Source organism: Shewanella sp. GD04112, assembly GCF_029835735.1.
Taxonomy (GTDB): domain Bacteria; phylum Pseudomonadota; class Gammaproteobacteria; order Enterobacterales; family Shewanellaceae; genus Shewanella.
Genome location: NZ_JAOEAL010000001.1, coordinates 2,780,657 through 2,794,355, shown reverse-complemented (window position 1 = coordinate 2,794,355; position 13,699 = coordinate 2,780,657). Strand labels below are relative to the sequence as shown.

Annotated in this window: 8 protein-coding genes, 2 tRNA genes and 1 pseudogene; 8 read left to right on the top strand and 3 right to left on the bottom strand. The window is 44.9% G+C overall.

The window, feature by feature from the left end; genetic code table 11:
* Positions 1 to 87: 87 nt before the first annotated feature.
* The 3 genes from N7386_RS12365 (at position 88) to N7386_RS12355 (ending at position 2,596) form a co-directional block, all read left to right on the top strand.
* Positions 88 to 164: transfer RNA gene (locus tag N7386_RS12365), tRNA-Asp, on the top strand.
* A gap of 56 nt (positions 165 to 220) precedes the next feature.
* Positions 221 to 297, top strand: a tRNA-Asp gene (locus N7386_RS12360).
* Between the two features lie 286 nt (positions 298 to 583).
* On the top strand, positions 584 to 2,596 hold the full coding sequence (locus tag N7386_RS12355; RefSeq protein ID WP_279768752.1) for a sodium:proton antiporter: 2,013 nt from the start codon (positions 584 to 586) through the stop codon (positions 2,594 to 2,596).
* A 138-nt stretch (positions 2,597 to 2,734) separates the two neighbouring features.
* Here N7386_RS12355 and fadE read toward each other — a convergent pair whose 3' ends face one another.
* A complete protein-coding gene (gene fadE, locus N7386_RS12350; protein ID WP_248968403.1) occupies positions 2,735 to 5,182 on the bottom strand; it encodes an acyl-CoA dehydrogenase FadE in 2,448 nt (815 codons plus the stop codon).
* A 243-nt stretch (positions 5,183 to 5,425) separates the two neighbouring features.
* Here fadE and N7386_RS12345 point away from each other — a divergent pair, with 243 nt between their 5' ends.
* Positions 5,426 to 6,205, top strand: a complete 780-nt coding sequence (locus N7386_RS12345) for a class II glutamine amidotransferase (RefSeq protein WP_279768748.1) — start codon at positions 5,426 to 5,428, stop codon at positions 6,203 to 6,205.
* 159 nt (positions 6,206 to 6,364) lie between these two features.
* Here the strand turns inward: N7386_RS12345 and N7386_RS12340 are convergent, their stop codons facing one another.
* Both N7386_RS12340 and N7386_RS12335 read right to left on the bottom strand, forming a co-directional pair.
* A complete protein-coding gene (locus tag N7386_RS12340) occupies positions 6,365 to 7,177 on the bottom strand; it encodes a DUF3108 domain-containing protein (protein WP_279768746.1) in 813 nt (270 codons plus the stop codon).
* A gap of 129 nt (positions 7,178 to 7,306) precedes the next feature.
* Complete coding sequence (locus N7386_RS12335) at positions 7,307 to 7,744, bottom strand: MGMT family protein (RefSeq protein WP_279768743.1); 438 nt, start codon at positions 7,742 to 7,744, stop codon at positions 7,307 to 7,309.
* A 214-nt stretch (positions 7,745 to 7,958) separates the two neighbouring features.
* Here N7386_RS12335 and def point away from each other — a divergent pair, with 214 nt between their 5' ends.
* From def to N7386_RS12315, 4 genes and pseudogenes are all read left to right on the top strand, one after another.
* Positions 7,959 to 8,450, top strand: coding sequence for a peptide deformylase (gene def / locus N7386_RS12330; RefSeq protein ID WP_011626351.1), 492 nt, complete (start codon positions 7,959 to 7,961; stop codon positions 8,448 to 8,450).
* A 210-nt stretch (positions 8,451 to 8,660) separates the two neighbouring features.
* Positions 8,661 to 9,508 (top strand): annotated as a pseudogene (gene rhlP, locus N7386_RS12325) (rhombotarget lipoprotein).
* Positions 9,509 to 9,804: 296 nt separating this feature from the next.
* Positions 9,805 to 11,961 (top strand): AAA family ATPase, encoded by a 2,157-nt coding sequence (locus tag N7386_RS12320; protein WP_279768741.1) that lies wholly within the window; start codon positions 9,805 to 9,807, stop codon positions 11,959 to 11,961.
* Positions 11,962 to 12,113: 152 nt separating this feature from the next.
* Positions 12,114 to 13,669 (top strand): IS3-like element ISSpu6 family transposase gene (locus tag N7386_RS12315; protein WP_086937296.1). Its coding sequence is split into 2 segments (ribosomal slippage): positions 12,114 to 12,576 and positions 12,576 to 13,669, totalling 1,557 coding nucleotides; the frame shifts between segments, so codons are not numbered across the junction.
* Positions 13,670 to 13,699: the final 30 nt, after the last annotated feature.

Below are 13,699 nucleotides of genomic sequence, written 5' to 3'. Positions count from 1 at the left end.
GCGAAATTTTAACTAAACGATGCAATTGAGTGAAAAAAACGGTTGACGCTTCGAACGCTCAACCGTATCATTCACCGCAACTTGAGTGGAGCGGTAGTTCAGTTGGTTAGAATACCGGCCTGTCACGCCGGGGGTCGCGGGTTCGAGTCCCGTCCGCTCCGCCAGTCAAGTTATTGAAAGTTAAAATTATAGTGCTCTAGTAGCGGTATAATAAAAGTTTGGAGCGGTAGTTCAGTTGGTTAGAATACCGGCCTGTCACGCCGGGGGTCGCGGGTTCGAGTCCCGTCCGCTCCGCCAAATAGAATAAGCCTCATCGGAAGATGGGGCTTTTTTCTATCTATCTTTTCAGAGTATTTGCCTCTGTATTTCTGCTTAATACCTTTACCTAATGCCTAAGGTATTGTTTCTTGTTACCCCTTTATTTCTACTGAAAGCTGAATATTCGCTGTCAATCGGCATATTCGAGTTACAGGACTGCATTTTTTGCTGCTATTGTTATCACCAATAGTTCATTTTTCTGTATGAAAAAAGCGTGTTAGGTTGGGTTAATACTGACCACTCCATGCCAACTAAAGGAAGTTATATGGTTGAAAAAATCACTGGGATGTTAGCACTTATCGGGGTGCTTTCGTTATTTTGTCAATGGGTTGGTTGGAAGCTTAGGTTACCTGCAATTTTACCGTTATTGCTCTGTGGTTTGATGTTAGGCCCAGCATTTGGGGTGCTCAATCCCGATGAGATCTTTGGGGATTTATTGTTTCCTATCATTTCACTCGGTGTAGCCGTGATCCTGTTTGAGGGCGCATTGACCCTCAATTTTAAAGAGATTAAAGACCACGGCCGCATGGTGACCCACTTAGTGAGCATCGGCATGGTGATCACCTGGGGCTGTATCAGTGTCGCTACCTTTTATTTGCTCAATTTTAGCTGGGAGGTCGCATTGTTATTTGGCGCCCTCGTGGTGGTCACGGGGCCGACCGTGATTGTCCCTATGCTGCGCAGCGTACGGCCAAAGTCGCAACTGGCGAGCATTTTACGCTGGGAAGGGATTGTGATTGACCCTATCGGTGCGCTACTTGCTGTATTAGTGTTTGAATACATTACGGTATCTGGTGACCCCACTAGCCATGTGCTCTATGCACTAGGCTCCATGCTCACGCTTGGTTTAGGCTTAGGCGCGGCGTCAGGTTACCTCATTGGCCAAGTGATCCGCCGCAATTTATTGCCGCATTATTTACGTAATACCGCAGTATTAACCCTTATGCTGGGGATTTTTGTCGGCTCCAATCTACTGCAGGAAGAGTCCGGATTACTCACAGTGACTGTGATGGGGATTTGGCTAGCGAATATGCGCGGTGTGGATATTGCTGAAATCCTTGAATTTAAAGAAACGCTAACAGTGCTGTTGATTTCAGCATTGTTTATCTTGTTAGCCGCAAGACTCGATTCGAGTGCGATGATGGATTTAGGCTGGGGCGGCGTAGGAGTGCTCGCCGTGACCATGCTGATTGCACGGCCGCTCAGTATTTGGGTATCAGGCATAGGGACGTCACTCTCAAGAGCCGATAAATGGTTCCTATGTTGGATTGCCCCGCGGGGGATTGTGGCGGCGGCCGTATCTTCCTTATTCGCCATTAAGTTAGAGGCAACCAATGTGCAGGGCGCCGATGCCATCGTGCCCTTGGTATTTTTAATCATTATCGGCACTGTCGTTATCCAAAGTTTAACCGCGGGCCGCTGGGCGAAATACCTTGGAGTGACATCGGGTTCGGCGCAAGGATTATTAATTTTCGGAGCCTCGAAGTTTTCCCGCGAACTGGCAAAAATCTTAAAAAGCAAAGATGTCAAAGTGCTACTGGCCGATAGCAACTGGGATAACATTCGCCTTGCGCGTATGGATAATATTCCGGTCTATTTTGGTAATCCTGCCTCAGAACATGCTGAAACCTATATGGATTTAACTGGGATTGGCCGAGTGCTGATCATGTCGCCTTATAAGCAGTTAAACCCGCTGGTGACCTTTTATTTTCAAGATGTGTTAGGTTCTAAAAAGGTCTTTGGCCTTAATAATGCCGAGCAGGGCAGCGCTCGCCATCAATTATCTGAGACTTACAAACAGCGATTATGTTTGTTTGGTGATGCGGTGTCCTACGCCAAAATTGCTAGTCAAATGGCGAAAGGGGCGCAGCTTAAAGTCACTAACTTAACTGAAAACTTCACCTTCGAGCATTTCCGTAAACGTTATGGCGAAACGGCATTGCCGTTAGTGTATCTGACCAAAGAGGGCAAAGTGGTGATTGTTTCAGGCAATGATACCCAATTCCCCAATGGCATAGAGTTAATCAGCCTATTGCCCGTTGAGGCGCTTGAAGAAGCAAAAATCCAGCAGGCGATTGCCGAGCAAGAGGCGATAGCTGCACAGGCCAAAGCGGCGGAAGAAGCGGCCCTAGTGAAAGCCAAGGCCGATGAGGAAGCTGAAGCTGAGCGCCAACGGCTTGAGCAGCAAGCGAAAATCAAGGCCGAAGAGCCATCGCAATCTGAGGTTGAAGCACAAGATAACATCAATACCTCGGAAGAAACGTTGGCGAAGGGATAATGGCAAGGCTAAGGTTAGCTAAGGTGAGCTTGGTATTTGCGAAGAGATAAGCCTGTTAAGCTAGGCGAAAATAAAAAAGGCACTACTATGTAGTGCCTTTTTGTTTATTAAAATGGGCTTAGCAGTACAGCTTAGCGATTAAGCGGCGCGTTCCTGTGACGTCGTTGCGACGACTTCAGGGCGTAGCTCTGCTGGGTCAAAGTCATCCACATTGATTGACTTCATTCGGCCGATTTCGGCACGTTCCAACAGTTGTACTTCGCTGTCGCTCAATACACCTAAGGCTTTACCTTCAGCGGCGACTTTATCTAACCACATGAAAGGTAAACGCTTGCCACTGGCCTTACAGACTTTGTCGAATAAAGGTTCGGCAGCCAGAATATCCTTCAGCGTTTGCTCTTGGATGCCCACAGCATTGTGCTCAGAGTTAGTCCAGAACTGGCCTTTACCTAAACGATCACGGCTTTCACAAGGGGTTTGCATGATCTTAGCCACTTTATGGTCTAACACATCGCTTGGACGTTTCAGTGGACGGCCGAATGGGAACATGATGGCGCGTAATACGCCGCCTAGACCCATAGGGAAGTTATCCAGTAAATCGTCTAATGAAGCCTGTAACTTGTACAGTGCATCTTCAACCGCCCATTGTACCAGTGGCAGATCATCGGTTTGACGGCCTTCATCTTGGTAACGTTTTAAGGTCGCAGAAGCGAGGTATAACTGGCTTAACAGATCGCCTAAGCGGGCAGAAATACGCTCTTTACGTTTTAAGTTACCGCCTAAGGTTGCCATGGCTAAGTCTGACAGCAGGGCTAAGTTGGCACTGAAACGGTTCATATGTTGATAATAACGCTTGGTTTTATCTGAGTATGGCGCGTTAGAGAAACGGCTTGATGTCAGACCTAACCAGAAGCTACGGACAAAGTTACTGGTCGCAAAACCAATGTGACCGAAGATGGCCGCATCGAAGTTGGCTAAGCCTTGGCCAGACTCTGTGTCAAACGCTGACTCCATTTCGGCCAATACATAAGGATGACAACGGATTGCACCTTGACCATAGATGATCATCGAACGTGTCAGGATGTTTGCACCTTCAACAGTAATCGCAATCGGAGCAGCTTGATAGCCACGACCTAGGTAGTTGTTAGGGCCTAAACACACACCTTTACCACCGTGGATATCCATGGCGTCGATAACGCATTTCTGCATACGATCGGTCAGGTGATATTTCACGATAGCCGAGATAACCGAAGGTTTTTCACCTAAGTCGATACCAGTGGTGGTTAATGAGGTCACTGCATCCATCAGGTAGGCGTTACCACCGATGCGTGCCATTGGCTCTTCAATCCCTTCTAACTTACCAATCGGCAGTTTGAATTGACGACGAATACGCGCATAGGCTCCCGTTGCAAGCGCTGCGGTTTTTACGCCACCGGCAGAGTTTGATGGCAGCGTGATACCACGGCCAACAGACAAACACTCAACCAGCATACGCCAGCCTTGGCCAGCCATTTTTGGACCACCGATGATAAAGCTTAATGGTACGAATACGTCTTTACCGCGAGTTGGACCGTTTTGGAACATACAGTTCAGCGGGAAGTGACGACGGCCTGTTTCAACGCCTTCAACGTCAGTTGGGATCAGCGCACAGGTAATGCCCAGCTCTTCTTTATCGCCTAACAGGTGATCAGGGTCACGCAGTTTAAACGCCAGACCTAATACAGTCGCAACTGGCGCTAGGGTGATATAACGCTTGTTCCAAGTTAAGCGCATACCTAAGACTTCTTCGCCTTCCCATTGACCTTTACACACGATACCAAAGTCAGGAATAGAACCCGCGTCGCTACCAGCCTCAGGGCTAGTTAATGCGAAACAAGGGACTTCTAAACCTTTGGCTAAACGTGGCAGGTAATGGTTTTGTTGCTCAGGCGTACCATAGTGTTGTAACAGTTCGCCAGGGCCTAAGGAGTTAGGTACACCTACAGTGGATGCCAGCTCGCTGCTTAAACCCGCAAGCTTTTGTAGCACGCGTGATTGGGCGTAGGCTGAGTACTCTAAACCGCCGTATTTTTTCTTGATGATCATGGCGAAGAAGCCGTGATCTTTCAGGTATTGCCATACTTCAGCAGGCAAATCAGCCAGTTGATGTGATACTTGGTGTTGGTTCACCATGCGGCACACTTCTTCAACTGGACCGTCTAAGAAGGCTTGCTCATCGGCACTTAAACGAGCGACAGGGTAGTTGTGGAGTTTTTTCCAGTTCGGGTTACCCGCAAACAGATCGGCTTCCCACCATGTGGTACCGGCTTCAATCGCTTCTTTTTCGGTAGAAGACATTTCGGGCATGATGCCACGGTACATCTTCATCAGTGGGCGACTGATAACATTTTGTCTAAATGCACTGATATTGAGGGGCAGCGCGATCACCAGGAAGATAATCCAAGAGATAGGGCCAACAACATCGAGTGTCCATCCGGCTGTCATCACAACAGCGGCTGCAATAGTGGCAGTGAGCAAAGATACCCGAAGGTAAGCTAGGGCTCCTAGCACTAAGATCATGGCGATGATCCAAAGTAGGGTAGTCACTGTATTTCTCCTTAAGTATGACCGAGTGCCAATCACAGGTCATAACGAGTTTTGTTGATTGCGATCACAATTATAGTTTGTGGTCTGACCTGTGTCGCATAAAAGTTAAACCTAAGGCAGTTTTAATACAAGTATTTTTCAAACAATTGTTTAAATTTTTTGTCACCTTTGATCATTCCACAAATGTCATCAACTAGTTACAATGCAAAACCGTGGATATTTGGATTGAGAAAGGCGAGAAATATGTGTGAGTTACTGGCGATGAGCGCCAATGTGCCGACCGATATTGTGTTTAGTTTTACGGGATTAGCACAGCGTGGTGGCGTCACTGGGCCCCATGTCGACGGTTGGGGGATCACTTTCTATGAGGGCCGTGGCAGCCGTACGTTTAAAGATGCCTGCCCGAGTAGTGAGTCGCACATTGCAAAATTAATCAAATCCTATCCGATTAAAAGCGAGGTGGTGATAAGCCATATTCGTCAGGCCAATCGCGGCTGTGTTTCCCTTGAAAATACTCATCCTTTTACCCGTGAGTTGTGGGGTCGTTATTGGACCTATGCCCATAATGGTCAGTTAAGCGACTATCAGGCGAAGTTTCAGGTGTCCCGTTATCAGAGTGTCGGCGATACCGACAGCGAGCTGGCTTTTTGCTGGATACTGGAGCAAGTCGCGGCCAAGTTTGGTGACCGTCGTCCAGAGGACATGCAAGCGGTGTTTCGATTTGTGGCTACGCTTGCCGAACAAATCTGCGCCCTTGGGGTGTTTAATATGATCCTCAGTGATGGTGAATACTTGATGAGCTATTGCAGTAATAATCTGTGTTACATCACCCGCAGGGCGCCGTTTGGCAAGGCAAAATTAATTGATACCGATGTCGTGATTGATTTTGATAAAGAAACCACGCCACACGATGTAGTGACTGTCATCGCCACTCGGCCGCTCACCGAAAATGAAGACTGGCAGGTGATGCAACCTGGCAATTGGAAGTTGTTCCGCTTAGGTGAACTGCTTATCGACTTGTAATTGGGGCGTAGTCATTCCACTTTGACGGAATTAAATCAGAAACAAAAAGGCCAAACGGAGTCACTCACGTTTGGCCTTTTGTGTTTTGTGCAGCGTTGTTACGGCATGTCAGCGACAGCACTCAATCCGTCTTACACCAGCGATTACGGTATATCAGGCTTAATTCGCGCCTGTGCCTAGGAGTTTAGGGACTTTCTGCTCCGTCGCAACATCTGTTTCAACGGTAGCGGCTTCAACGGCTGCGGGTACGACTTCAACTGGCACATCGTCGAAATGATAATTCAGTAGTTTGATATCCAGCTGTTTACTGCCTTTTTCAAAGTGCGTTAGACGAACGGGGAGGTAGGCTAAATCCGGTGCCATCCAGAAGAAGGTTTGGCGTTTATTATTGTCCCGCACGACCTCAATTTTGACTGTATCGTAACTGCCGCTCTCAATTGTCATTCGCTCCTTACCTATCACATGGAACTTATACTCATCGAGTTCGTTAGATTTAATCATCTTATAATCAAGAACTTCTTTACCTGCGCTGATATCGAGACGAAACTGCAGCTGCACCATTAACGGATCGAAAATATCGCCTTCGAAGGGGAATTTACCTTTTTCATCTTTATAACGGGTGTGGATCATCCCCTGAGCCTTGGCAAAGGCGGTTTGCTCGATAAAATTCGGGCCAACACCTTTACGCTCATGCAAATAGCGCATTGGTAATAATTGATTACCCTCTTGGCCAAATTCACTCAGTACATGGCGCACATCGGTCAGTAATAACAGGCTAAGATCGCTGTCGAAGCGATATTTGTAGATCCCATCCTCCATGGCGGGCAGTTGATATTTGGCCTTACCCAACTCAATATCACCATAATTAACTTGATATTCAGCAGTTTGAGGCGTTAAAGGCGTTGGCGCCGCCATCGCAAATACGCTGTGGGTGAGTGCGAGACTCACGAATAACGTTGGAATTGTGCGCAAGTAATGCTCCTTTATATCGCAAACAGATTGCGGCAAACACTGTTTATCCCATTGGCTGAACTGCCAAGCTTAATTGTTTATAGCTGAGGTCATATCGGGTGTAAACAGTTTATAGATCAATATATTAAACTAGAAGGGGATTGACATCACTAAGGTTGCCATATCCGGTTGCCACTCAAACTCAGACAAGTCTACTTTGCCACAGTTCACTGTAACGCCTTCAATACGCAATAATTCCATCTGTTCCTGAAAGGAGACTGAATGCTTTTCGAAGGAGATTTTCCCTTGGCTGTTGAGTACTCTATGCCAAGGAAGTGACAAATGTTCGGGGGCCGATTTGAGCGCCTTCGACACATAGCGGGCACGCCCAGGTAAACCAGCAAAATCGGCCACCTTGCCATAACTGCTGACTTTGCCAGGCGGGATCATCGCGACAATATGCCAAATCTTCGCCATCGGCGAGAGGGTGTTTTGTGTCTCTTGTGTGCTGTTCGTTTCGTCTGGTGTAATGGCCTTATCTTGCTCTAAGTAGCGATAAAGTGGGGATTTATCTTTTGCGAACCGCATTTTTGATGCCAAATAAAACCATGAATGAGGTGAGCCAGTGTAGCGTTAAATAGCGCCTAAGTGAAACAGAGGACGCGTGATACTGTTGCAATTTAAATCTAAAAAATCGATTGTAATGATTTTTATTAAACTATTTAGTTTTGAATATTGAGAAAACACAGGAATAGTTCATAATAGCGCCAAATTTTTTGACTCACTAAGAGATGAAACAGGCATGGCTGTACTCGATATTCTGACAATTCCCGATGAGCGTCTAAAGCGCAAAGCACAACCCGTAAAAGACATTGAAGCGATTCAGGGATTTATCGATGATTTAATCGAAACCATGTACCACACCGACGATGGTATCGGTCTGGCCTCTACCCAAGTGGGCAGCACAGATGCGGTGATTGTGATCGATTTATCCGAAAATCGCGATCAACCCTTAGTGCTGATTAATCCAGAGATTGTTGAAAAGTCTGGCGAATATGTGGGTGAAGAAGGCTGTCTTTCTATCCCTGGCTATCGCGCTAAAGTGAGCCGTTTTGAAAAGGTCAAAGTCACCGCCTTAGACAGACAGGGCAAAGCGATTGAAATCGAAACCGATGACTTTTTAGCCATTGTTTTGCAACACGAAATCGACCATTTACACGGTAAAGTGTTTATCGAACATTTATCGACCTTAAAGCAGCAAATCGCGTTGAAAAAAGTGCGTAAATACGCCTAAGCAGATGAATTTGCGCAACTGATTGTCGTCATTATCTAAGTCAAAGCCGCATTCCGATGCGGCTTTGTTGTTTATAAGCATTTAAAAGCCCATACAAATGCGTGATATGTGAAGTTAACGGCTTGTTTTTACAGCAATGACTCGCTAAGGTAGCGGCAATATGCACGGGTTGCATGGCCTGTGCGCAGTAAGGATACGGTAGGGAAACAGATGAAGACAAAATTCATAGCGCTTGTGGGTGCGCTGGCATCGATTAGCATCTTGCTTGGTGGTTGCAGTGCTTTTTTTAACGGTAACACCACCGAAAAAAACGTAGTTTCCAGCAGTCTGGTTGAATATCTCTATCCCGACGATAAACAACGTGAGGCGCAACAGCCTAGTATTCCGGTATTGCGTCTTCCCATCACGGTTGGCATCGCCTTTTTACCTTCCACCCATTGGCAATCCGAAGCCCTCGACAGCAGCTCGCAAATTGCCTTGCTGGATAAAGTAAAACAATCCTTTGTTAAATATGACTTTATTGACCGTATCGAATTAATCCCCAGCACTTACCTTAAAAATGGTAAAGGCTTTAGCACCTTGCAGCAGGTCGCCCGCTTGCACGATGTCGATGTGATGGCGCTAGTGTCTTACGATCAACTGTTACAAAGCAGCGAGAATAAGGCGTCACTGCTGTATTGGACCATAGTTGGCATGTATATGGTGCCCGGCAATGAAAACGCGATCCAAACCTTTGTCGATACCGCAGTATTTGATATGCGCAGCCAAAAATGTTGTTTAGGGCGCCAGGCATCAACCAACTTACCGACACGTCAACCGCGGTGAGCGTCACCAACGTGCTACGTGAAAAATCCGCCGAAGGCTTTGAGCTAGCGGTAAACGATATGATCACTAACTTAGACGCCGAATTAGCCCGCTTTAAAACCCGCGTAAAAGAAGAACATATTGCGACCATTGAACATAAACAAGGTTATAGCGGCGGTGGCAGTTTATCCCTATTAATCCTTTCGCTACTGGGCATATTTGCGCTTCGCCGTTTAACTATCTGCAGAGAATAATTAAGTTCATTGGTTTTGGCTTATTTACTGAGATAGGGGAGGTTAGTTAAGATGATATTTATGCCATTAAGAACACTGCTGTATTGATGGCATTCTTAACTAACCATGACACGGTTAATTCCGCGAAAAGCTTTTTTCATTTTTAATTTACACATAATTAATTTACCGAATTACTGAGCCGTGATTTGACATACTTTTTCTCAATCTAAAAGTGGATGTAATATTTGTGGCGCATCAATGGTTGGTTCAAATCAACATAACTAATAAGTTCAATTTCCAGTTGGTAAAGGCAGAATATGATTACACAAATAAACCTTGGTGATGTAGCAAGTTATCGAAACACAACAACTCTCAATACAGATAAAAAAGTAAACATCATTTATGGCTTAAATGGTACTGGAAAAAGTACATTCTCAAACTACTTTTATGCGCCCGATGATCCTAAATATAAAGACTGTTCTTACACAAACGATGGGTGTAAGGTTCTTGTTTATAATCAGAGGTTTATTCAAGATAACTTTTATTCCAAAGATTCTATTAATGGTATTTTTAGCCTATCCAAAGAGAACAAAGAAGCTAAGGAAAAGGTAGAGCAGCTTGGGAAAGATATTGATCAACTGAGTGAAAAAAGCAAGGGCTACCAAGCTGACATTGACAAAGAAATTGGTGCTTTGAAGAAAGCGAAAGATACGGCAGAAAAAAAGGCCTGGGAAATAAAGACGAACTACTCTGGTGGTGATCGCGTTCTGAAATTTTGCCTTGAACGGTTAATGGGGGACAAAACCGTTCTATTCGATCATCTTGTTTCTGTCCCTTTGCCAACCGTTAAACCAGTTAAAACGATTGAACAGCTTAAAGAGGAAGTTACTGCAATTGATGGTGATAAAGCCACTACTTACACCGTCTTACCTAAGATTTCATTGTCAGAGCTTTTACCAGAGGAATTAGAACTACTCAAAGAAATAGTGATTGGTAATGAAGATAGCCCAATCGCAAAACTGATTAATCAGTTGAAAAACTCTGACTGGGTTAGTGATGGTTTGCAGTACCTTGATGATATTGAAGATGAAACGTGTCCGTTTTGCCAGTCTAAGACGATTACGCCTGAGTTAATCGCGCAGATCAAAGACTACTTTGATGAGATGTATGAAGAAAGTAAGCAGAATATAGGCAAAATACTTACCAAATACCAAAAGATGGTTGATTCTCTTACTGATTTAGAAATCTACAAGACATCGCCTTTTTCTATCGAGTTCCTTGCAGAAATGACAGAGTCTTATGCGTCAATTGCTGGAACATTAAAATCCAATTTACTCAAAGTTCAGAAAAAAGAGCAAACGCCAAGCCTGAAAGTTGAGTTGGAAGAACTTAGTGAGCACGTTGCCTCTTTTAATAAACATGTAGATGCTGTTAATGCCAGCATCGGTATTCACAACCAAAAAATTGCTAATTCAACGCAAGAATTGAAACGTATTAAAGACGAGTTTTGGAAAATCGTTCGCTGGGAATACGATCAGACCATCAAAGGGTATGAATCAAGTAAAAAAGACAGTAATGACAAAATAATCAAGTGGAAAGCAGATAAGGAAAATGTCGATACTGAGATAGTTCAACTCGAAGCTGAACGAACCGAGCAACAAAAACAAACAGTTAACATTGACGATTCGATTAAAAATATCAATAAAGGCCTTGTTGATATTGGGATTACTGATTTTCATATTGAGAAGCACGAAAAAGCCCTATATCGACTTGTAAGAACTGGAACAGAGGGACCAATCTTTTTGTCGCTGTCCGAGGGTGAAAAGATGATAATTAGCTTTTTGTACTTCCGAGAATTGTTTAAAGGTAAACAAACGGCTGATGAGGCACACGTTAAAAAAATTGCGGTAATTGACGATCCAGTTTCAAGCTTGTCTCATATCTTTGTTTACAATATCGGGCAGCTAATAAAGAACGATTTCTTCAATAGTGATGGGGTGGAGCAAGTTTTTATCCTCACGCACAGTCTTTACTTCTTTTATGAACTTGTTGATTCAAAGCACGACCGCAGAGCAAAAAACCAATCTCTGTATCGATTATCTAAAAATACGAAAGGTACAACGATTGAAAAGATGAAGTATGAAGAAGTACAGAATGACTATCAATCTTACTGGTCTGTGATTAATGACAAAGATCAACCTGCTGCTTTGATCGCAAACTGTATGAGAAACGTAGTTGAATACTTCTTTAACTTTGTGCAGAAATCAGATTTGAGCAACGTAATGCAAAAACAAGAGCTTCAAGAAGTGAAGTATCAGGCTTTCATTCGATATATAAACCGAGAATCACACTCACTTGGTCAGAATATTATTGATTTTAAAGAGTTTGATTATGGGGCGTTTAGAGAAGGTTTAAGGTTATTATTTGAAATCACGGGTTATCCTGAACACTATCAGAAAATGTCTCAGATATAGATACGTTAAATACTGAAGGATCCCCTCATAAATCAGCCATAGCATAGCCATATTTGAGCAACTGATTGGCGAATAATCCCCCTGTGTCAGGATTGTTGTCACCCCTAAATAATCATTATGTTTAAAGACAGGGTGCGGCAAAAGAGAACGATATGGCTCGGTATTCACCAGAACGTAAAGAAGCGATCCTTAAAAAATTATTACCTCCTCACAACTTAACGGTCGCAGAGGTCGCTCGGGAAGAAGGCATCGCGGTGCAAACCTTGTATCATTGGCGAGATATTGCCAGAAAAGAAGGTCGCCCCGTGCCAGGTAAAACATTAACAGCCGATGATTGGTCGGCTGAAGCAAAACTTGCCGTGATTATTGAAACAGCGCCGCTGTCGGAAGCGGAGATAAACCAGTATTGCCGTGAAAAGGGCTTGTTCCGCGAGCAAGTACAGCAGTGGAAACAGGATTGTTTAGCTGGTTTTCAAACCTCAGAAGTACAAACTAAAACCATTAAACAGCAGGCTAAGGCTGACAAAGCCGAAATCAAATCGCTGCAACGGGAATTGCGCTATAAGGAGAAAGCGCTGGCTGAAGCTGCTGCGTTACTGGTGCTCAGAAAAAAGCTCAATGCGCTCTGGGGGGACGACAGCGAGGAGAGCTAACCCCCTTGCCTGAGCGCATAGCATTGATTGCCTTAATCCAAGAGGCCTATACCAATGGTGCTCGCCTTTATAAGGCTTGTGCTGAAACGGGCCTCAGTAAGCGTACCTATCGACGTTGGTATCGAGAAGGTCAAGTGCAAGCTGATTTAAGGCCAACAGCAGCTCGACCAGAGCCAGCAAATAAACTCGAAGAACATGAGCGACAACAGATATTAAGTGTGTGCAATCAAGCGGAGTACGCCAGCTTACCCCCGTCGCAAATTGTGCCAACATTATTAGATAACGGGATTTATATCGCCTCGGAATCCAGCTTCTACAGAGTGTTAAATGCTCATGGTCAACTTAACCATCGTGGCCGCACTCAGGCTGCGGTCAATCGAAGCAAACCGTTGAGTTATCGGGCAGATGGGCCGAATCAAGTGTGGTCATGGGACATCACTTATTTAGCCTCAATCGTCAAAGGCCAGTTCTACTATTTGTACCTGTTTGAAGATATTTACAGTAGAAAAATAGTGGGTTACGAAGTTCATGAGCAAGAAAGTGGGGAATATGCCGCTGCGCTAATCCAACGCTGTCTGTTACGCGAGCAATGCTTTAACACGCCATTAGTGCTGCATTCTGATAATGGGGCGCCGATGAAGTCACTGACCATGAAAGCCAAGCTGGAAGAGCTTGGTATTACGGCATCATTAAGTCGGCCGCGGGTGAGTAATGACAACCCCTTTTCAGAGTCGTTATTTAAAACGTTGAAATACCGCCCACAGTGGCCGGCATCAGGTTTTAGCTGCTTAGCAACAGCAAGAGAATGGGTGGAAAAGTTTGTAACCTGGTACAACGATGAGCATAAACACAGCCAGCTAAATTTTGTCTCACCAGGGCAACGTCATGCACTGCAAGATGGCGCTATTTTAGCGAAGCGCAAGAAAGTGCTTGAGGCGGCGAAGGAAAGAAAACCGATGCGTTGGTCTACAGAGATCAGAAATTGTGAAGCGGTTGGCGCTGTAACACTCAACCCAGATAAGGCACCAGAAGAAGGCGTAATAAATGCAGCTTAATATTTAAACAAAGAGTGACAACTATCTTGA

Bases quoted from the DNA above. Each gene is read 5' to 3' on its own strand.
- N7386_RS12355 (WP_279768752.1), top strand. From the start codon at position 584: ATGGTTGAAAAAATCACTGGGATGTTAGCACTTATCGGGGTGCTTTCG.
- N7386_RS12345 (WP_279768748.1), top strand. From the start codon at position 5,426: ATGTGTGAGTTACTGGCGATGAGCGCCAATGTGCCGACCGATATTGTG.
- N7386_RS12335 (WP_279768743.1), bottom strand. From the start codon at position 7,744: ATGCGGTTCGCAAAAGATAAATCCCCACTTTATCGCTACTTAGAGCAA.
- def (WP_011626351.1), top strand. From the start codon at position 7,959: ATGGCTGTACTCGATATTCTGACAATTCCCGATGAGCGTCTAAAGCGC.
- N7386_RS12320 (WP_279768741.1), top strand. From the start codon at position 9,805: ATGATTACACAAATAAACCTTGGTGATGTAGCAAGTTATCGAAACACA.